Annotated in this window: 14 protein-coding genes; 9 read left to right on the forward strand and 5 right to left on the reverse strand. The window is 62.5% G+C overall.

Annotated elements, in window-relative coordinates; genetic code table 11:
- The first annotated feature begins 161 nt into the window (after positions 1-161).
- A complete protein-coding gene (locus X742_RS167075; protein WP_023769946.1) occupies positions 162-1547 on the forward strand; it encodes a TolC family outer membrane protein in 1386 nt (461 codons plus the stop codon).
- A gap of 248 nt (positions 1548-1795) precedes the next feature.
- Positions 1796-2620, forward strand: a complete 825-nt coding sequence (locus tag X742_RS167070) for a PopZ family protein (protein ID WP_023769947.1) — start codon at positions 1796-1798, stop codon at positions 2618-2620.
- A gap of 59 nt (positions 2621-2679) precedes the next feature.
- On the opposite strand, the gene X742_RS167065 is transcribed toward X742_RS167070, so the two are convergent.
- Positions 2680-3312 (reverse strand): VOC family protein, encoded by a 633-nt coding sequence (locus tag X742_RS167065; RefSeq protein ID WP_023769948.1) that lies wholly within the window; start codon positions 3310-3312, stop codon positions 2680-2682.
- Between the two features lie 266 nt (positions 3313-3578).
- On the opposite strand from X742_RS167065, the gene X742_RS167060 reads away from it, so the two are divergent.
- The 4 genes from X742_RS167060 (at position 3579) to X742_RS167045 (ending at position 10819) form a co-directional block, all read left to right on the forward strand.
- Complete coding sequence (locus X742_RS167060; RefSeq protein ID WP_023769949.1) at positions 3579-6362, forward strand: valine--tRNA ligase; 2784 nt, start codon at positions 3579-3581, stop codon at positions 6360-6362.
- A 359-nt stretch (positions 6363-6721) separates the two neighbouring features.
- A complete protein-coding gene (locus X742_RS167055; RefSeq protein ID WP_023769950.1) occupies positions 6722-7969 on the forward strand; it encodes an OmpP1/FadL family transporter in 1248 nt (415 codons plus the stop codon).
- 290 nt (positions 7970-8259) lie between these two features.
- Entirely contained in the window at positions 8260-9984 is a 1725-nt protein-coding gene (gene ilvD / locus X742_RS167050) for a dihydroxy-acid dehydratase (RefSeq protein ID WP_023769951.1), read from the forward strand.
- The gene (locus tag X742_RS167045; RefSeq protein WP_031240932.1) at positions 9971-10819 is read left to right on the forward strand and encodes a tetratricopeptide repeat protein; all 849 of its coding nucleotides are present in this window, start codon (positions 9971-9973) and stop codon (positions 10817-10819) included. The genes ilvD and X742_RS167045 overlap by 14 nt, the downstream gene beginning before the upstream one ends.
- Positions 10820-10842: 23 nt before the next feature.
- Here the strand turns inward: X742_RS167045 and X742_RS167040 are convergent, their stop codons facing one another.
- The 4 genes from X742_RS167040 to erpA are packed head-to-tail and all read right to left on the reverse strand — an operon-like array spanning position 10843 to position 12763.
- On the reverse strand, positions 10843-11160 hold the full coding sequence (locus tag X742_RS167040; RefSeq protein ID WP_023769953.1) for a hypothetical protein: 318 nt from the start codon (positions 11158-11160) through the stop codon (positions 10843-10845).
- 50 nt (positions 11161-11210) lie between these two features.
- The gene (xth, locus tag X742_RS167035; RefSeq protein WP_023769954.1) at positions 11211-12008 is read right to left on the reverse strand and encodes an exodeoxyribonuclease III; all 798 of its coding nucleotides are present in this window, start codon (positions 12006-12008) and stop codon (positions 11211-11213) included.
- Positions 12009-12015: 7 nt separating this feature from the next.
- Positions 12016-12408 (reverse strand): VOC family protein, encoded by a 393-nt coding sequence (locus X742_RS167030; protein WP_023769955.1) that lies wholly within the window; start codon positions 12406-12408, stop codon positions 12016-12018.
- Positions 12409-12415: 7 nt separating this feature from the next.
- Positions 12416-12763, reverse strand: coding sequence for an iron-sulfur cluster insertion protein ErpA (gene erpA / locus X742_RS167025; protein WP_031240935.1), 348 nt, complete (start codon positions 12761-12763; stop codon positions 12416-12418).
- A 76-nt stretch (positions 12764-12839) separates the two neighbouring features.
- Here erpA and X742_RS167020 point away from each other — a divergent pair, with 76 nt between their 5' ends.
- The 3 genes from X742_RS167020 to X742_RS167010 all read left to right on the forward strand — a co-directional run bounded on the left by X742_RS167020 (position 12840) and on the right by X742_RS167010 (position 19583).
- A complete protein-coding gene (locus tag X742_RS167020; RefSeq protein ID WP_023769957.1) occupies positions 12840-14054 on the forward strand; it encodes a deoxyguanosinetriphosphate triphosphohydrolase in 1215 nt (404 codons plus the stop codon).
- Positions 14055-14113: 59 nt separating this feature from the next.
- Entirely contained in the window at positions 14114-15871 is a 1758-nt protein-coding gene (argS, locus tag X742_RS167015) for an arginine--tRNA ligase (protein WP_023769958.1), read from the forward strand.
- A gap of 103 nt (positions 15872-15974) precedes the next feature.
- The gene (locus tag X742_RS167010; RefSeq protein WP_023769959.1) at positions 15975-19583 is read left to right on the forward strand and encodes an SPOR domain-containing protein; all 3609 of its coding nucleotides are present in this window, start codon (positions 15975-15977) and stop codon (positions 19581-19583) included.
- Positions 19584-19618 lie beyond the last annotated feature (35 nt).

Genomic DNA, 19618 nt, shown 5'->3' on the forward strand with positions numbered 1-19618 from the left:
AGACCTTGTCATGGTCGCTTGCATTCGAACGATCGTTGTTGATCCCAGACTGGGGGCACTTTGGGTTGAGCGACAGGGAACATACACACGCCACGCCGCCTGCTCTGGAAGGAGAAGCCGGCGCGGCGCGGTTCCCATGGAAAACGAATGAGGGATATACCGTGCCGTCAGTACGTAAGTCACTTTTCACCGCCGTCCTTGTTTCGGCGACCGCGCTATCCCCACTGGCTGCTTCGGCTGAAACCATCACCGGCGCGCTTTCAAAAGCCTATCAGTACAATTCCACGCTGAATGCATCGCGCGCTGGCGTGCGTGTCACCGACGAGAGTGTGGCCATCGCCAAGTCGGGCTGGCGCCCGACGGTTACAGGTTCAGCCAACATCGATTATACGAACACACGCCAGGCAAATGGCGGCGGCAGTTCGAAGCTGACAAGCGGCAGCTACGGCATTCAAATCAATCAATCGCTGTTCGACGGCTTTCAGACGAGGAACAATGTCGCGGCCGCCGAATCCCAGGTCAAGGCGTCGGTAGAAAGCCTGCGCAACACCGAGGAAAACACGCTGTTCAACGCGGCCATGGCCTATATGGACGTGATTCGCGACCGGCAGATCGCGGTGTTGACCGAGCAGAACCTGCAGTTCCTGAGCGAGCAGGCGCGCGCCGCGCGCTCGCGTTTCGAGGTCGGCGAAGGCACCCGCACCGACGTCGCGCAGGCCGATGCGTCACGCGCTTCGGCGGTGGCATCGCTCAGTGCCGCCCGCGCGCAGGCGCTGGCCAGCGCTGCAACCTATCACCAGGTCGTCGGCGACGAGCCTGGCAAGCTCAAGCCCGCTTCGCCATTGGGTCGGTTGCTGCCGTCGAGCCTCGATGCGGCGATCGCCGTCGGCTCGGCCGAGCACCCGGCCATCCTCGCCACTCAGCATCTGGTCGACGCCGCGGCCTTCTCGGTTAAATCGTCAGAGGGCGCGCTGTTGCCGCAGTTGTCTGCTTCGGCCGGCGTTTCGGAAAACTACCGCAACGCCATCCCCGACGTGACGGGTTCCAACGGCAATTCGACCTCGGCCAATATTGGCGCGACGCTGACCATCCCGATCTATTCCGGCGGCCGGACGTCGGCGGTCGTGCGGCAGAACAAGGAATCGCTGGGGCAAGCGCGCATCCAGGTCGACGTCACCCGCGACCAGGTACGCCAGGCCGTCGCCACGGCATGGTCTCAATACACCGCCGCGCAGCAAAGCGTATCCGCCAACAGGCAGGTTATCGACGCCGCACAATTGGCGCTGAACGGCGTCATCGAGGAACGCAATGTCGGCCAGCGCACGACGCTTGACGTGCTCAATGCGCAGGCCACCGTGATTACCGCCAAGATCAACCAGGCCAATTCCGAACACGATGTGGTCGTGGCAAGCTATGCCATCCTTCAGGCGATCGGCCGCCTGTCTGTCGACCGGCTTGCGCTGCAGGTGACGAAGTACAGGCCTGAAGAGCACTACAATGCCGTCAAGGACAAGTGGTTCGGCCTGCGCACGCCGGACGGCCGCTAGGCCGTTCGTTCGATCGGCGTTTCCTGGCTGGGCGATTCGATCGACAATCGTCGTTGTCCTTTTGCCGGTTGCTAACGGGGACCGTCACACGGCTTTGGCGGAATTGCTCTAATCTGTTGAAATCCCACATGTCCCCAGATTGGGGATTCTCGTGCGGCGATCCGTCGGTTACGCTGTCTCCATGATTCGAATCCGGCTTTGCCGGAGCGGAAAATCTGCAACGGGTCACAAGGGCGGCGGATGTGACGATGGCAACGGCAAGCAGCGCGCAGCGCGAACCTTCCATGGAAGAGATACTGGCTTCCATCAGGAGGATCATCGAAGACAGCGACAATGGCCGCAAGCAGCCCGGCGAGGCCGACGAATTGCAGCAGGACCTGGAACCGGCGCCGAGCGCTGTCGCGGCCGCCGACATCGATGCGTTCCGCGCCGAATTGCATGCTGTGCCCGAGGTCAGGAATCCGGTCGCTACGGCCGAAAAAATCCAGGCGCAGCCGGCGATCGCGCGCATGGACGCGCCGCCGCGTGCCGATCCGGCTCCGGACAGGACGCCGATGACATTGGCCGAGGTCGGCGCCCGGGTTGCTGCCGAGCCTGCCGCGGACGCGCCAGCGGCTCCCCCGGAGATTGGGACAAGTGAAGCCATCGTCGCCGATTGGCGGCGCGAGATCGCGGCGGTTGGCGAGCAAGCCAAGGCGATGCCGGATCGTAGCATCCGCAAGCCAGCGGCACAGCCGGAGGTTTCGGCAAGCAAACCAGTGGTGGCGGAAGCTGCGGTCGACCGGGCTCCTTCAAGCGATGCTCCAACGGGTACGGCTGAGGCGCGCTCGGGGGCGAACGAAACGCCCGCGGTGCGTCCCGCGATTCTATCCGAACATACCGGCCGCCAGGTCGCGGCCGCCTTCGGCGAGCTGTCCGACGCCTTTGCCAGCCGCAGCAAGAAGACATTCGACGAGATGGCCGAAGAAATGCTGCGGCCGATGCTGCAGGATTGGCTGGACAACAATCTGCCGACGCTGGTCGAGCGCCTGGTGCGCGAGGAGATCGAGCGCGTTGCGCGCGGCGCGCAATAATCTCCTCCAATGACCACTCTCGAAACGCCGCCCATGAGGCGGCGTTTTTGTCGATGAGGTCAGCCCGCGCTGGTCGCGAAGCAGATGAGGTTGCCGTCGGGGTCTTTGATCATGAAGGTGCGGGCGCCCCAGGGTTCGGTACGCAATGTCTGGTGGAATGGGGCCGTGGCCGCCTGATACTCCAGAAACAGAGCCTTGATGTTGTCGATAACGATCGTCGCCGCCAGTAGGTCATCGGTCGAATTGGCTGCGAGTGGAGGCTTGTCGACATGGCGCAGGTTGAGCCGTGCGCCATCGCGGATGATTTGGGCGTAGAAGGGCGGCTCGCCATAGGTGAAGCGCGTCTCGAAGCCGAGCTTTTGCCGGTAGAAATTACAGGCCGCTACGATGTCGCAGACAAAGAGCTGTGGCTCGGCAAAGGCGAGATGCGGTTTTGCGGCGTCTGTTGCTGCATGATCGGTCACGGTTCGAAGGCCTTCCTTCAGCGCCTGCCAGCTCTCGAATCCTGACTTCCTGGCGACGAGTTCCTGGGCGTCGGTAAGCTTGAAGCCGTGATCGAGGATCTGGCTGTCGCTGAGATGGTGGAAACGCGGCAAGAGCCATCCAATCACAGCGGCGACGGGATAATACCGTTCGCGATGCCATTTCAGATAGAGCTTGGCCTGTTTCTTGTGGTGTTCGAGGGTCGGCATGGACGCATTGTGGGGTTGAGGTGGCGTAGGCGGGCAATGCCCCTCCGGCTGGAAGCCGATGCGCCCTACTGCAGCGCCCGCACGGTATGGCTGCGACTCCTGGCGGTCAAGGTGCGAATGCCACGCGCCACGACCTTACGTTGAAATGACCGTGGACACACCTATTTGCTTCTCATGAACCGAGGCGGCCCTTGCGGTTGACTTGGCCAAGACCTTCCGGTTTACACCGAACCAGCAAAAATCCCGACAGCGCGGACCGTTTTCCCATGCTTGAAAAGACCTACGACGCAAAGACCGTAGAGCCGAAGATCGCCAAAGTATGGGAAGAGGCGGACGCCTTCCGCGCGGGCGCTGGGGCGGAGGAGGGGGCGGAGGCCTTTACCATCGTCATTCCGCCGCCCAACGTCACCGGCTCGCTGCATATGGGCCATGCGCTCAACAACACACTGCAGGACATTCTGGTCCGCTTCGAGCGCATGCGCGGCAAGAATGTCCTGTGGCAGCCCGGCATGGACCATGCAGGCATCGCCACGCAGATGGTGGTCGAACGGCAATTGATGGAAAAGCAGATCCATCGCCGCGATCTCACGCGCGAGGAATTCATCGAGAAAGTGTGGGAGTGGAAGGCCGAATCGGGCGGCGCGATCTTCAATCAACTGAAACGTCTCGGCGCTTCCGCCGATTGGTCGCGCGAACGCTTCACCATGGACGAGGGCCTGTCCAGGGCCGTGCTCGAAGTCTTCGTCACGCTCTACAAGGAAGGGCTGATCTACAAGGACAAGCGCCTTGTGAACTGGGACCCGAAGCTGTTGACCGCGATCTCCGATCTCGAGGTCGAGCAGCAGGAGGTCAACGGCAATCTCTGGCACTTCCGCTATCCGGTCGAAGGCGGGACGTTCGATCCCGAGAATCCAAAAAGCTTCGTCATCGTGGCGACGACTCGTCCCGAGACAATGCTGGGCGACACTGCTGTCGCGGTGAATCCAGAGGACGACCGGTTCCGACATCTCGTCGGCAAGAACGTCGTCCTGCCGATCGTCGGGCGCAAGATCCCTGTCGTGGCCGACGAGTATTCCGATCCGGAAAAGGGGTCCGGAGCGGTCAAGATCACGCCGGCGCATGATTTCAACGACTTCGAGGTCGGCAAGCGCCACAAGCTGCCGGCGATCAACATCCTGACCGTCGAGGCCGCCATCAAGCTCAGGGATAATGAGGACTTCCTCGCCGGCGTCGAGGTGACACCGGAGCGCCAGGCCGTCTGGGACCAGCTCGACGGCCTCGACCGTTTCGTTGCGCGTAAGAAGATCGTCGAGCTGATGGAGGCCGGCGGCTTCCTCGACAAGGTCGAGCCGCACCGCCACGCGGTGCCCCATGGCGACCGCGGCGGCGTGCCGATCGAACCGTTCCTGACCGAGCAGTGGTACGCCAACGCGGCGGAACTCGCCAAGCCGGCGATCGCCTCGGTGCGCGAGGGGCGCACCAACTTCGTGCCGAAGAACTGGGAAAAAACCTATTTCGACTGGATGGAGAACATCCAGCCCTGGTGCATTTCGCGCCAGCTCTGGTGGGGCCACCAGATCCCTGCCTGGTACGGGCCGGACGGGCGTGTCTTCGTCGAGAAGACCGAGGAAGAGGCGCTGAGTGCGGCGATCGAATATTATCTGGCGCTCGAAGGCCCCTGGAAGGCCTGGGTCGAGGACAAGCTGGAAAACTTCAAGCCGGGCGAAATCCTGACCCGTGACGAGGACGTGCTCGACACCTGGTTCTCGTCGGCACTGTGGCCGTTCTCGACTTTGGGATGGCCGGACCAGACGCCGGAACTGAAAACCTATTACCAGACCGACGTGTTGGTGACCGGCTTCGACATCATCTTCTTCTGGGTGGCCCGCATGATGATGATGGGCCTGCACTTCATGGATAAGGAGCCTTTCCACACCGTCTATGTGCATGCGCTGGTGCGCGACAAGAACGGGGCCAAGATGTCGAAGTCGAAAGGCAACGTCATCGATCCGCTCGACCTGATCGACGAATATGGCGCCGATGCGCTGCGCTTCACGCTGACGGTGATGGCGGCACAGGGGCGCGACGTGAAGCTCGATCCGGCGCGTATCGCCGGCTACCGCAATTTCGGTACCAAGCTGTGGAACGCGACGCGCTTCGCCGAGATGAACGAGGTCGCCCGCAACGACGATTTTTGGCTGAACGACGCCAAGCTCGCGGTCAACCGCTGGATCCTGACCGAACTGACGCGCGCCGCGCGCGAGATCACCGAGGGCATCACCTCATATCGCTTCAACGAGGCGGCTGGAGCCGCCTACCGCTTCGTCTGGAACCTGTTCTGCGACTGGTATCTGGAACTCTTGAAGCCGGTGTTCATGGGCTCGGACGGGGCCGCCAAAGCCGAAAGCCGCGCCTGCGTCGCCTTTGTGCTCGACGAGATCTACAAGCTCCTGCATCCGATGATGCCGTTCATGACCGAGGAGCTCTGGGCGCAGACGGCGGGCGAGGGCAGGGATCGGGGCTCGCTGCTGTGCCATGCCGCATGGCCGTCGCCGGATTTCGAGGACCATGAAGCGGCTGGCGACATCAACTGGCTGGTCGATCTCGTCTCCGGCATCCGCTCGGTGCGCTCGGAGATGAACGTGCCGCCGGCAGCCATTGGTCCGCTGGTGGTGGTCGGCGCCAACGACGTGACGCGCGAGCGGCTGGTTCGCGAAGAGTCCGCGATCAAACGGCTGGCCCGCATCGGCGACATCTCGCTCGCCGATGCGGCACCCAAGGGGTCGGCACACATCGTGCTAAACGAGGCGACGATCTGCCTGCCGCTCGGCAGCCTGATCGACCTCACCGCGGAGGCCGCGCGGCTGCGGAAGGAACTGGCCAAGGTCACCGAGGAAATCGCGCGCCTGCACAAGAAGCTGTCGAACGAGAAGTTCGTCGCCAGCGCGCCGGCCGAGATCGTCGAAGGCGAGCGGGAAAAGCTCGCCGAATATCGCGACGCGCAGGACAAGCTTTTGGTGGCGCTGACTAGGGTTCGCGACGCAGGTTGAGGGATAGATTCGAGGACTTTAGCCCCGTCTAAAATGGCAGTGCTTCTGCCTCGAAAGGAGGCATTCCGTTGCGTGAATGTTGACGTAAACGGAAGTTTTAGCCCCATTGTTGCCATAATGTAACAATGGGGCCGAGACCCCCTGGAAATGGCTGTTTTTGAGCCTTTTGAGGCGGCTCTTCTTCATTTCAGGGTCGGACAAGTGCGCCTAGGGCCGTTTTTCCGCCCCGCGGTTGCCCTCAGCATTTTGTCGGAAATGCGTTTGGCAAGCATGTACACGTACGCCCCAAGAATTCGTTATTGCACCGTTAACCCGAATTGGTTCTAGCTTGATGCACTAGTTATTCGGGGAGGACATCCATGAACAATTCGCGTCTGAAAGCACTGCTGGGAGCAGGATGCTTTTCGCTGGCTTTGGTGGGTGCGGCGATGAACCCGGCGCATGCCGGCGGCATTGAGCGCGGCGGCTACGACATCGATCTGCTTTTCGATCCGGCGCCGTTCGCGACAGAAGCGGAAGCGACTTATGTGATGCCGCAACGCAAGCTCAAGAATGCGGTGGATACAGATCCAAGTGATGGAAACGTGACGTTCTTGGGCAGCACGGCGAATGACAGCGAGAGCTATTGGGTGCCTCGCATCGGCGTTAAGGCGCAGGTCGTCCAGGGCGTCGACTGTATGTTCGACTATTCGCAGCCCTGGGGTGCACACACCAATCCAGGCCTGTGGGCCGGTGCCGAGTCCAATATGGAAACCGACATCAAGAGCAACAACTATGCTGGTACTTGCTCTTACAAGATGGACGCCGGCAAGGGCCAGATCCGCTTTATCGGAGGCGTCTACTATCAAGAAGTCCATGGCTTCAAGCAAGATCTGGTATCGCCGCTGGTGCCTGGTTTCCAGGGCACCGGCCGTGTTGATCTCAAAGGCACGGGCTGGGGCTGGCGCGCCGGCTTGGCCTATGAAATTCCTGAGATCGCGCTGCGCGCGAGCCTCGTCTATAATTCGCGGGTCAAGCTCGACAACATCACGGGCACACTGGATTTGACACATGTTGGCAGCGTCGTGCTCCCGATCTACGGCGCGACCGAGTACATGCCGGATACGGTAGAATTGAAGTTGCAGTCAGGCATAGCGCCAGGTTGGCTCGCCTTTGGATCGCTCAAGTGGGTCAACTGGAGCCTGTTGCAGAGCGTTCCGATTTGCGTCCAAGGCACTCCCGCTGCGGCATGCGTTACAGGAGATGCTCTGCATTCAGGCCAGATCACCTCGCTGGATCTGATGTACCGTGACGGCTGGACGGTGACCGGCGGTATCGGCCATAAATTCAACGACGCCTGGAGCGCGGCCGGTCAGCTTTCCTGGGATCGCGGCACCTCGCACGGCTATGGTTCGCAAACCGATACCTGGACGCTGGGCGGTGGCGTCGCCTACACACCCAAGCCCAATATCGAGGTTCGTCTGGCTGGCGCGATTGGCGTCCTGACCAGCGGCCATTCGGGCACAGTGGCCGGTGAGAACGGCTACGTTGCCGGCAAAGAGGTCAGCTATGACTTCGGCAACGACCTGGTCACCGCGATTTCCGGTGGCCTCAAGATCAAGTTCTAAGTCTTTGAAAATAATAGTAAAAGGTCGGGCTCTGTCCGGCCTTCTACGTTTAGCTCCGCTTTTTCGGTAATCCATTTATGCAAGCGCGTTGCATATGGCCGCGCTGTAGACCCCCTCCCGCAATTGTGACGTTTTGGCAACACTTTCTGAACAACCCCTGCGCTAGAAGTCAGGCCGAGGAAATTGCCCATTTCCCGCCATAAACCCGGCGCACCTCGAACCTCGTCTCGGGACACGCGCCAAAGGGCTCGGCGATGGGACAGGCCGCACCGCCCGCGGCAAGGAAGAGAATGGACGCCAAGGTCATCTCAAAGGCTAAGCTCCCTAGCCGCCATGTGACTGTCGGTCCGGCGCGTGCACCGCACCGGTCCTATCTGTATGCCATGGGCCTCTCTTCGGCAGAGATCGCGCAGCCGCTGGTCGGCGTCGCATCCTGCTGGAACGAAGCGGCACCCTGCAATATTTCGCTGATGCGCCAGGCGCAGGTGGTCAAGAAGGGCGTCGCGGCCGCCAACGGTACGCCGCGCGAATTCTGCACCATCACAGTCACCGACGGCATCGCCATGGGCCACCAGGGTATGAAGTCGTCGCTGGTGTCGCGCGAGGTCATCGCCGATTCGGTCGAGCTCACCATGCGCGGCCATTGCTACGATGCGTTGGTCGGGCTCGCCGGCTGCGACAAGTCGCTCCCCGGCATGATGATGGCCATGGTGCGGCTCAACGTGCCGTCGATTTTCATCTATGGCGGTTCGATCCTGCCCGGCAGCTATCGCGGCCGCCAGATCACCGTGCAGGATGTGTTCGAGGCTGTCGGGCAGCACTCGGTCGGCACCATCGGCGATGCCGAGCTGCTCGAAATCGAGCAGGCCGCCTGTCCCTCGGCCGGCTCCTGCGGTGCCCAGTTCACCGCCAACACCATGGCCACCGTCGCGGAGGCAATCGGTCTCGCGCTGCCTTATTCCTGCGGAGCGCCGGCACCCTACGAAATGCGCGACCGCTTCAATTTCGCTTCCGGCGAAAAAATCATGGAGCTGATCGCCAAAAACATCCGCCCGCGCGACATCGTCACGTTGGAGGCGCTGGAAAACGCGGCGACCGTGGTCTCGGCCACCGGTGGCTCGACCAATGCGGCACTGCACCTGCCGGCGATCGCGCATGAGGCGGGGATCAAGTTCGACCTGTTCGACGTGGCGCGCATCTTCGAGAAGACGCCTTATATCGCCGACCTCAAGCCGGGCGGCAAATATGTCGCCAAGGACATGTTCGAGGCCGGCGGCATTCCGCTGCTGATGAAGACGCTGCTCGACCATGGCTATCTGCATGGCGATTGCCTGACGGTCACTGGCCGCACTTTGGCCGAAAATATGGAGCACGTTGTCTGGAATGAACACCAGGATGTGGTCCGCCCGGCCGACAGACCAATTACCCAAACCGGTGGTGTCGTGGGCTTGAGGGGAAACCTAGCCCCCGAAGGCGCGATCGTGAAGGTCGCGGGCATGGCGGAGTTGAAATTCTCCGGTCCGGCGCGCTGCTTCGATTCGGAAGAGGAATGTTTCGAAGCGGTGACGCATCGCAACTACCGGGAAGGCGAGGTTCTGGTCATCCGCTATGAGGGACCGCGTGGCGGCCCTGGCATGCGCGAGATGCTGTCGACGACGGCGGCACTCTACGGCCAGGGCATGGGCGGCAAGGTCGCATTGATCACCGACGGTCGCTTCTCGGGCGCCACACGCGGCTTCTGCATCGGCCATGTCGGGCCAGAAGCGGCCGTTGGCGGTCCGATCGGTCTCGTCAAGGATGGCGACGTGATTACGATCGACGCGGTGAACGGCACGATAGAGGTGGCGCTGTCCGATAGCGAGCTGGCGGCTCGGGCGAAGACATGGAAGGCGCGTACGACCGACTATCAGTCGGGCGCGATATGGAAATACGCACAGACGGTGGGATCCGCCCGGGATGGCGCGGTCACCCATCCGGGCGGTGCGAAAGAAACACACTGCTATGCGGATATCTGAGTTGTTGAAGTCAACACCAGAGTTGCTGAGGTCATCTGTTCTTCCGGCACTGGTCGCGGTTGCGATCTTTGGCGCCGTGGGCCAGGCCATGGCTTTCGACGACAAGGTGTTCGACGACAAGACCGGAGTGAAGCCGCAGTCGAGCCCCTGGGCGGTGTTCCAGTTCGGCTTCTCCGCCTACAAGAACGGCCACAAGGAACAGGCAGCCGAGGCCTATAAATACGCCGCCGAGAACGGCCAGATCGGCGCCACCTGGAAGCTTGCCCGCATGTATGCCGAAGGCGACGGCGTGGCCCGCGACGATTATGAGGCGTTCAAGTTCTTCTCGGAGATTGTCGACCAGGATGTCGAGCCCGGCTCTCCTGAAGAAAGCTACGTCTCCGACGCGCTGGTGGCGCTGGGCGACTATCTGCGCAAGGGCATTCCCGGCAGCCCGGTCAGCGAGAACGAGGTGGCGGCGCAGGAATACTACATGCGCGCCGCCGCCAATTACCGCAATCCGAACGCCCAGTTCGAGATGGGACAGATGTTCCTGAAGGGCGAGGGCGGCGTGAAGGCCAGCGTCAGGCAGGCCGGGCGCTGGTTCCAACTCGCCGCCGAGAAGGGCCATGCCGGCGCGCAGGCGACGCTTGGCCATCTCTTGTTCCAGAGCGGCAAGGTCGTGCGCGGCCTAGCGATGATGACAGCGGCCCTCGAGCGTGCTTCCCCGGCCGATCAGCCCTGGATCCGCGGCATGCAGGAAGAGGCCTTCGCCGCTGCCGGCGAAGCGGACCGCCGCACCGCGATCTCGCTGGCGGACGATATCCTGACCAAGGGCAGCAACGCCGATCAGTAAGGTTCTTACGAGGAACCAGAAAATCAGTTTTCGCTTGGCTCCGTCGGCACCATGCTTGGCGCGGGTGTGGAGATCGGCGTGACGAGCGGGTGCGGCGCCATCGTGTTTGCGGGGCAGCTATCGCCGACCTTTGTCCACGACGTGTTGTTGAGCACCATGTCGCAGCGAGCCAAATGACTCTGATCGGCGACCGTCAGACAAGCGACCTGGCCGACCGGATAGGATTTTCCATTGGCAAGACATTCCTGCGCGGCGAATGCCGGCACGATCGCGGCCGTGGCGAATGCCAAGCCGATCGGACAAAGAGCAGATCGAATGGTCATGGGAACCCCAGCCGCCATGATGATCTCCCATCATGCGTCGGAATGTGGCGATATGAGGGTTTCTCTGGTTATCCGGCCGGCTGCAGCGCGAGGTTGATCGCTACCGGGACGTGATCGGACGGTTTTTCCCAGGCGCGCACATGCTTTTCGATCGAAGCCGATGAGAACCGGTTCGCGGCTTCCGGCGACAACAGCAGATGGTCAATGCGGATGCCGTTGTTCTTCTGCCAGGCGCCGGCCTGATAATCCCAGAACGTGTAGGTTTCAGGCGCATCGGTGACCGCACGCACCGCTTCGGTAAAGCCGAGGTTCAGCAACCGGCGGAAGGCCTGCCGCGTCCGCGGCTGGAACAGCGCGTCGCCCAGCCAGTTCTCCGGAAACCGTGCGTCGATCGGCTCGGGGATCACATTGTAGTCGCCGGCCAGCACCAGCGCCTCTTCCAGCGTCAGGCGCTCCTGCGCCCACCGCTCCAGCCGCGCCATCCACGACAGCTTGTAGGGGAACTTCTTCTCGTCATCGATCGGATTGCCGTTGGGCAGATAGAGCGAGGCGACACGAAGCGCGCCCTTGTCGGTCGAAAAAACACCTTCGATGAAACGTGCCTGCTCGTCGATGTCATCGCCCGGCAGGCCCCTAATGACCTCGTCGAAAGGAAGCTTCGACAGCAGGGCGACGCCGTTGAAGCCTTTCTGGCCATGGGTTTCGACATTATAGCCAAGCGCCTCGATCTCGGCGCGCGGGAACTGCTCGTCGACAGTCTTGATCTCCTGCAGGCAGACAATGTCGGGCGCGCTCTCGGTCAGCCAATGGGTCAGGTTGCCGATGCGGGCGCGCACGCCATTGATGTTCCAGGTGACGATTTTCATGACGGTCTCATTGTTCTTGCGACGGAAGGCGTTCGACCAAACCGATCGTATTGCCTGCCGGGTCCTTTATAAAGGCCATCCATTCGCTTTCCCCCGCCGGGCCGAACTGGCCTTCGGTGTCGCGATGGACGAGCGCCGGTGGCGCGGTGAAGGGAATGCCGGCTGCCTTGGCCTCGGCGTGGAAGGCTTCAAGGCCTGACATGTCGAGATAGAGGGTGCCGGCGGGGATGCCATCGGTGAACAACAACCTGACATCGCCGGCCATGATGAAGGCGATGCCGGGCGGATCGTAGCGGGCATGAATGCTCATACCGAGGACGTCGCGCCAAAAGGCCAGCGTCGCGTCAAGGTCGCGACCGGCCGAGAGCGCAACCTGACGAACCGCGCCAGTTGCGGGCATCTCGGTCCTAGATGGAGAAGCTGGTGCCGCAGCCGCAGGAGGCGACCGCATTCGGGTTCCTGATCTGGAACGATTGACCCATAAGATCGTCGACGAAGTCGATCACCGAACCACCCATATAGACCAGCGACAAATCGTCGATCAGCACCGTGGCACCATCCTTCTCGATGGCGATGTCGTCGTCATTGCGTGTGTCGACCAGATCGAATTTGTAGGAAAAGCCGGAGCAGCCGCCACCTTCGACGGAGACACGCAGCGCCGTCTTGCCGGCTTCGGCCGAAACAATCCTGGCGATCCGCTTGGCCGCGGCCTCGGTCATATCGACTTTCATGGCAGTTTTGGCATCCGCGCCCATGGGCGTCACCTTGCTTTCGGTTTCACATGATAGGTATGAAGCGCGACGGGGCAAGTCAACTGCGGCAGCATCAGCCATGACAAATGAGCTTGGCGACATCGGTTTTGGCTATCGGCCGCGCGCGGCCTACGCCACCGATCCCGCACGGTCGCGCGGCCGGCTGTTCGACGAGCTGGAAAGTCCGACCCGCACGCCGTTTCAGCGTGACCGCGACCGGATCATCCATTCGACGGCGTTTCGGCGGCTCAAGCACAAGACGCAAGTCTTCATCGCCCACGAAGGCGACCACTACCGCACAAGGCTGACCCATTCGATCGAAGTGGCACAGATCGCACGTGCCTTGGCGCGGGCGCTGCGCGGCGACGAGGATCTCGCCGAGGCGGTGGCGCTGGTGCATGATTTCGGCCACACGCCTTTTGGCCACACAGGCGAGGACGCGCTGAACGAAAAGATGGCGGCCTGGGGCGGCTTCGATCACAACGCACAATCGCTGCGCATCGTGACGAGGCTGGAGGCGCGCTATGCTGAATTCGACGGGCTCAATCTGAGCTGGGAGACGCTGGAAGGCCTGGTCAAGCACAATGGTCCGCTCACCGACAGTAACGGCCAAGGCCTGAAAGGGCCGGTGCCGCAGGCCATCCGCGACTACTCGCAATTGCAGGATCTCGAACTCGACCGGTTCGCCGGCATCGAAGCGCAGTGCGCGGCGATTGCCGACGATATCGCCTACAACACGCATGATATCGACGATGGGCTGCGGTCAGGGCTGCTGACGCTTGACATGCTGAAGGCCGTTTCGCTGCCTGGGACGATCCTGAAGAGTGTGCGCGAGCGCTATCCCAGGCTTGATGACGTGCGCACCGGCCACGAATTGATGCGACGCCAGATCACGGCCATGGTCGAGGATGTGATCAAGTCGACCACCGCTAATCTGGAGCGGATCAGGCCGCTGAGCGCCGACGCGGTGAGGGCGGCTGGCGAAACGATGGTAACCTTTTCGATAGAGATGGCGGAAGCCGAGAAGGAACTGAAGGCCTTCCTCTACAAGCATCTCTACCGGCACGAGGAGGTCATGCGGGTGCGTGCGGACGCCGAGCAGATCGTCCGGGACCTGTTCGACGTCTATTTCGCCGACCCGCGCGCCATGCCGGACGGCTGGCGCGAAGGGCTGGACCGCGCCGAGGATCGCATCAAAGCGCGCAGCGTCGCCGATTTCCTGGCCGGCATGACCGACACCTACGCGCTCAAGGAACATAGGCGTTTGTTTGACCGCACCCCGGATTTGAGCTAGGGCGGGCTCGATTTGCCGGCCAAAGGGCCGGATTCGTCATAAGCCACCGAGCATACACCATGAACATCTTCGCCGATTTCACCGCGCGAGTCACAAAGGCTGTCGAAGCGCTTGATCTGAGGGACCAGGACGGCGTTTCGCCTGATCTGTCGCGTATTGCCGTCGAGCCGCCGCGCGACGCCAGCCATGGCGATCTCGCGACCAATGCGGCGATGGTGCTGGCCAAGCCAACCGGACAGAACCCGCGCGCGCTGGCCGAAAGATTGGCAGACGCCCTGCGGGCCGACAAGGATGTCGCCGCCGCCGAGGTCGCCGGTCCCGGCTTCGTCAATCTCAGGCTCCAGGACGGTTTCTGGCAGGCGCATCTGTCGGCGCTTTTGGGCGAGGGTCCCAACTATGGCCGGTCGATGGTCGGCGCCGGCCGGAAAACCAATGTCGAATATGTCTCGGCCAATCCGACCGGGCCTATGCATGTCGGCCATTGCCGCGGCGCCGTCGTCGGGGATGCGCTCGCCAACCTGATGGCGTTCGCCGGTTACGACGTGACCAAGGAATATGTCATCAACGACGCCGGCTCGCAGATCGACGTGCTCGGGCGCTCGGCGATGTTGCGCTATCGCGAGGCGCTTGGCGACGATATAGGCGAGATTCCGGCAGGACTTTATCCCGGTGACTATCTGGTCTCCGTGGGCGAGGCTCTGGTCAGGGAGTTTGGCCGTTCCTTGCTGCAGATGCCCGATGACGAGGCATTGGCCATCGTCAAGGATCGCACCATAGATGCGATGATGGTGATGATCCGCGAGGACCTTGCTCTGCTCAACGTGCATCACGACGTGTTCTTCTCCGAACGCACGCTGCATGCCGACAGTGCCAGGAAGATCCGCTCGGCGATCAACGACCTGACGCTGAAGGGCCACATCTACAAGGGCAAGCTGCCGCCGCCCAAGGGCGAGAAGCCGGACGACTGGGAAGACCGCGAACAGACGCTGTTCCGCTCGACCGCCGTCGGCGATGACATGGATCGGGCGCTGGTCAAGTCCGACGGCTCGTTCACCTATTTCGCGGCTGACGTGGCTTATCTCAAGGACAAAGTCGACCGCGGCTTCGTCGATCTGATCTATGTTCTCGGCGCCGACCATGGCGGCTACGTCAAGCGCCTGGAAGCCTTGGCGCGGGCCATTGCCGGCGACGATGTCAAGCTCACCGTTCTCCTGTGCAATCTCGTCAAGCTGTTTCGCGATGGCGAGCCGGTACGGATGTCGAAGCGGTCCGGTGACTTCGTGACGCTGCGCGAGGTGGTGGAAGAAGTCGGACGCGATCCGATCCGCTTCATGATGCTTTATCGCAAGAACGATGCGCCGCTCGATTTCGACTTCGCCAAGGTGACCGAACAGTCCAAGGACAATCCGGTGTTTTACGTGCAGTACGCCTCGGCGCGCTGCCATTCGGTGTTCCGGCAGGCGAGCGAACAATTGGGTGAGGCGAATTTCGACCGCAACAGCCTGGCGGCAGCGTCAACGTCGTTGACCGACGAAGGTGAACTCGGCTTGATCAGGAAGCTTGCCGAATATCCGCGCCTGATCGAGTCCGCCGCTCTTGCGCTCGAGCCGCATCGGCTGGCATTTTATCTTTATGATCTTGCTTCCAGTTTCCATGGACACTGGAACCGGGGTACGGATAATCCGGACTTACGTTTTGTTAAGGTTAACAACCGACAATTGACGCATGCCAGACTAGGGCTGGTGCAGGCTGTTTCGGATGTTCTGACGTCCGGCCTGACGTTGATCGGGGCCGCCGCGCCAACCGAGATGCGTTAGGTTTGACTAAAAAACCTGTCACCTTTTGCCCACATTGCGCTGGTAAGGGCCAACCCTGCGCGACGTCCATGGCGTCCGAATGAGTGCGAGTTCGGGAACAATAATGGCAGACAGAACCCAGCTGAGAGTAGCCGACAACAACGACATCGCCGCCGATGATCCGTTCGCGGAACTGACCAGGATCATGGGATTCGACCCCCGCCAGCCGGTCAAGCCGCAGGCGCCGGCGGAGCCGAAAGCCGCGGTCGCCGATCAGGCTGCGGGAGAGGGCGATTTCGACATCGATCTCGAGAAGGAACTGATGGGCGAATTCGACGCTGCCGCTCCGCTTGTCGAGGCTCATGAGCCGGCATTCGAGCCAATCGATGTGTCGGATGACGATCTCGCGCTGTCGCTTGATGACGATTTTCACCTGGACATGGCTGAGGTCGATGACCGGACGGTGGCCGCCAGCCATGCCGGCGCCGCGGAAGCCGTGCCGTCCGTCGAGCCTGCCGTCGACGCCGATTTCGACAATGCAGTGGCCAGCTCGCTCGAAGACGTTTCGGCCTTTGACGACGATCTGCCGATGGAAGACGAGCTTGCCGCTTCCCTCGACCGGGATTTCCATATCGAGGACGAGGCCGCCGAGCCCCTGTATGCCGTTGAATCGCCGGTTGCGGAAGTGCCGGCGGCGGCCGAGCCGGCTTTCCATCAAGAATACGACGATGCCGTTGCGATCTCGCTCGAAGACGAGCTGATGCTCGACGACCATTCGACGGATCAGCGCCAAGTGGCTGCTGCCGAATATCCAGAGCCGGCGCCGGCCGCCGCGAATGAGACCCAGTCGATCTCCGGCGACGATTTTGTTGGTCAGTTCGACGACGCCATGGCCGATGTCGACGTGGATTTTGACGTTCAGGCCGATGAGCCAGAGGCTTTCGAGGAGCCGCGAGCGCATGAGTTGCGTGCCGATGTCATCGGCACGAAGGACGAGATTCCAGGCGCTGAAGCCATTTCGAATGACGCTTTCGACCTGGATTTGGACGAGGCGTTTGCAGAGCCCGCCGAAGAGCCCGTCGCCGGAATTGCAGCGGCTCCCGCGCTGCCGATGGCGCCCGCGGCAGCCATCGCGTCGCCACTGCAGGCGCCCATCACGGACGAACGAAGCCTCGAAGACGAGTTGAACGCGCTTCTTGGCGCCATGACCGCGCGCACGCTGCCGTCGGCCAAGGAGCCGGCCATGGCTCAGCCGGTCGTGACCCAGCCGGCCGCCGCGCCTGTTCAGCCGCCACTCGTTACGACTGCAAAGGCCGCGGAGGAACCTGTCGATCTTGTTGGTGATCTCGACTGGGATCTCGATGAAGCAGCGTCCCAGGATGTGNAGGCCGCGGAGGAACCTGTCGATCTTGTTGGTGATCTCGACTGGGATCTCGATGAAGCAGCGTCCCAGGATGTGCATCAGTCCGGTTCCGCCCAGGCCGCCGATGTTGACCTCGACGACCTGCTGCTCGACGAGCTTCGGGATCAGGATTTCGGCTCGGAGGCCGCTGAACAGGGCGAGGTCGATTTCGACAATGGCGTCTCCGACGCAACCCGGGCCAAGGGCATCGACCCGCATGAGGAAACAGCTTCCCTGCAGGATCAAGCCGATTCGCTCGATTGGCTGGCGGAACGCTCCGCGCCGTCGGAGCCGGCCCGTTCGTGGAGCCGCGTGACACCGGTTCCCCAGCAGCCGGCATTTACCGCGCAGCCTGCCGCCTCGATGGCGGCCTGGACGGCAGCACCGGAAATGGCCGCGGTGCCGTCCTACCGTCCGGCCGAGCCGGTTGCGGCCGCTCCCTACGTGGCTCCATCGGCACCGCAGGCGCAGCAGTCCTCCCGTTACGAAGAGATGCCCGATGTCGAGACGGTCGATGTGCCGGAGCGCGTGGTGGCGCTGGCCGACGATCTCGACATTCCAGAGTTGCATTTCGAGGACGATGAGCCGGTAGCATCCGGTTATGACGATCTCGACGCTGAATTCGCCAGCCTTCTGACTGAAATGAATTCGGTGGAGGTCGCGCCAGCTTCCGCCAGCAGCGCCGCCTATGCGGATGAATCCTATAATGCCGGGTTCAATCCGGGATACGGTGCGGCCAATCCGGGATATGGTAACGCCACTCCGGGATACGGCAACGCCACTCCGGGATATGACGCGGTCACTCCGGGATATGACGCGGTCAATCCGGGATATGACGCAGTCAATCCGGGATATGACGCGGTCAATCCGGGATATGAAGAATCCAGGCCGGCCTATCAACCGGAAGCGCGGACCTATGCGGCACGGCCGGCGGAAACGCCTGCCCGCGCGGCGGCGGCGTCGACCTATGCCGACGCTGCTGAAGGGTTCGATGATCTGCCCGGCAGCCAGCCGATCTCGCAGGCGGACGACTTCACCGTCGATGAACTCGACTACGATCCCGAACTGGACGAAGCGATGTCGGTTCCGGGTCTCGGCGAGCGCGAAGCCGCCAGGTCGTCCGGCCGGCGGGGCCTCTTCATCGCGGCGATTGTCGGTGCCGTGGCGGTCGCGGGCGGTCTCGGCGCCTTTGCGCTGTCTTTCGGCGGCAAGGGCGGCAGTGAGGCTCCGGTGATCGTCAAGGCCGACAATTCACCGATCAAGATCAAGCCGGAAAATCCGGGCGGCACCGTGGTGCCGAACCAGGACAACAAGGTCTATGACGCGGTGGTCAAGGGCGTGAAGCCGGCCGAGCCGGTCCAGCAGAAGCTCGTCACCAACGCCGAGGAGCCGGTGGACGTGCAGGCGAAGGACCCGGCCCGCGCCGCCGATCTTTCTTCCGACCAGAACGCTGCCGGCGGCACGGATGGCGGAGGCGACATCTCGACCGCTGGTGCGGCCCCCGCCAATATAGCAGCGCCCACGCCGAAGTCGGAGGATCGCATCGCGCAGGTCCTGCAGGAAGCCGACAAGGGCACCAGCAACGACGTCGTTGCCGTTGCGCCGCGCAAGGTCAGGACCATGGTGGTCAAGTCCGACGGCTCGCTGGTGGCGCGTGAGGATCCGACGCCGGCGGCACCCCAGGTCGCCGCGGCGGAGCCGACCGATCCGGCACCACAGCATGTGGCGCCTGCCGCGCAGGCCAATGCCGACCAGACTGGCGCTGATCAGACTGGCGCCGACCTGACTGGCGCCGACCAGACCGGTACCGCCCAGACCGGTACCGCCCAGACTGGCACCGGTACCGCCCAGGCTGGCACCGACCAGACTGGCACCGTGGCGCCCGCCGCCGCGCAGGCCGACGATGAGCCGGCTCTGAAGCCCGCGGCCAAGCCTGCCAAGGCTGAAGCCAAGGCGCAGTCTGCCAACACGCCGGCCAAGGTTGCTATCGCGCCGCAGCGTCCGTCCGACCAGCCGGTCGACGTGGTCGGCGAGGTCAAGCCAGATCAGGTCGCTTCCATCGATCCCGCCTCGACCGCGACCGGCAGCGGTTCGTGGTCGATGCAGATCGCTTCTCAGCCGACGGTAGAGAGTGCCCAGTCGACCTATCAGGACCTGCAGCGCCGCTACGGAAGCGTGCTTTCCGGCCGCACGGCCAACATCGTCAAGGCCGAGATCGCCGGCAAGGGCACGTTCTACCGCGTGCGCGTTCCGGCTCAGTCGCGCAACGATGCGATCAATTTGTGCACCAGCTACAAGACCGCGGGCGGCAACTGCTTCGTCTCGCGCTAGACGTCGATCGAATCTCTCAAAGTCGGCGCGGCCCC

The organism is Mesorhizobium sp. LNHC229A00 (genome assembly GCF_000502415.1).
GTDB lineage: Bacteria > Pseudomonadota > Alphaproteobacteria > Rhizobiales > Rhizobiaceae > Mesorhizobium.

What these genes read in the sequence shown, in the direction of transcription:
- X742_RS167070 (WP_023769947.1), top strand. Translation starts at nt 1,796, where the DNA reads ATGGCAACGGCAAGCAGCGCGCAGCGCGAACCTTCCATGGAAGAGATA.
- X742_RS167065 (WP_023769948.1), bottom strand. Translation starts at nt 3,312, where the DNA reads ATGCCGACCCTCGAACACCACAAGAAACAGGCCAAGCTCTATCTGAAA.
- X742_RS167060 (WP_023769949.1), top strand. Translation starts at nt 3,579, where the DNA reads ATGCTTGAAAAGACCTACGACGCAAAGACCGTAGAGCCGAAGATCGCC.
- X742_RS167055 (WP_023769950.1), top strand. Translation starts at nt 6,722, where the DNA reads ATGAACAATTCGCGTCTGAAAGCACTGCTGGGAGCAGGATGCTTTTCG.
- ilvD (WP_023769951.1), top strand. Translation starts at nt 8,260, where the DNA reads ATGGACGCCAAGGTCATCTCAAAGGCTAAGCTCCCTAGCCGCCATGTG.
- X742_RS167045 (WP_031240932.1), top strand. Translation starts at nt 9,971, where the DNA reads ATGCGGATATCTGAGTTGTTGAAGTCAACACCAGAGTTGCTGAGGTCA.
- X742_RS167040 (WP_023769953.1), bottom strand. Translation starts at nt 11,160, where the DNA reads ATGGCGGCTGGGGTTCCCATGACCATTCGATCTGCTCTTTGTCCGATC.
- xth (WP_023769954.1), bottom strand. Translation starts at nt 12,008, where the DNA reads ATGAAAATCGTCACCTGGAACATCAATGGCGTGCGCGCCCGCATCGGC.
- X742_RS167030 (WP_023769955.1), bottom strand. Translation starts at nt 12,408, where the DNA reads ATGCCCGCAACTGGCGCGGTTCGTCAGGTTGCGCTCTCGGCCGGTCGC.
- erpA (WP_031240935.1), bottom strand. Translation starts at nt 12,763, where the DNA reads ATGGGCGCGGATGCCAAAACTGCCATGAAAGTCGATATGACCGAGGCC.
- X742_RS167020 (WP_023769957.1), top strand. Translation starts at nt 12,840, where the DNA reads ATGACAAATGAGCTTGGCGACATCGGTTTTGGCTATCGGCCGCGCGCG.
- argS (WP_023769958.1), top strand. Translation starts at nt 14,114, where the DNA reads ATGAACATCTTCGCCGATTTCACCGCGCGAGTCACAAAGGCTGTCGAA.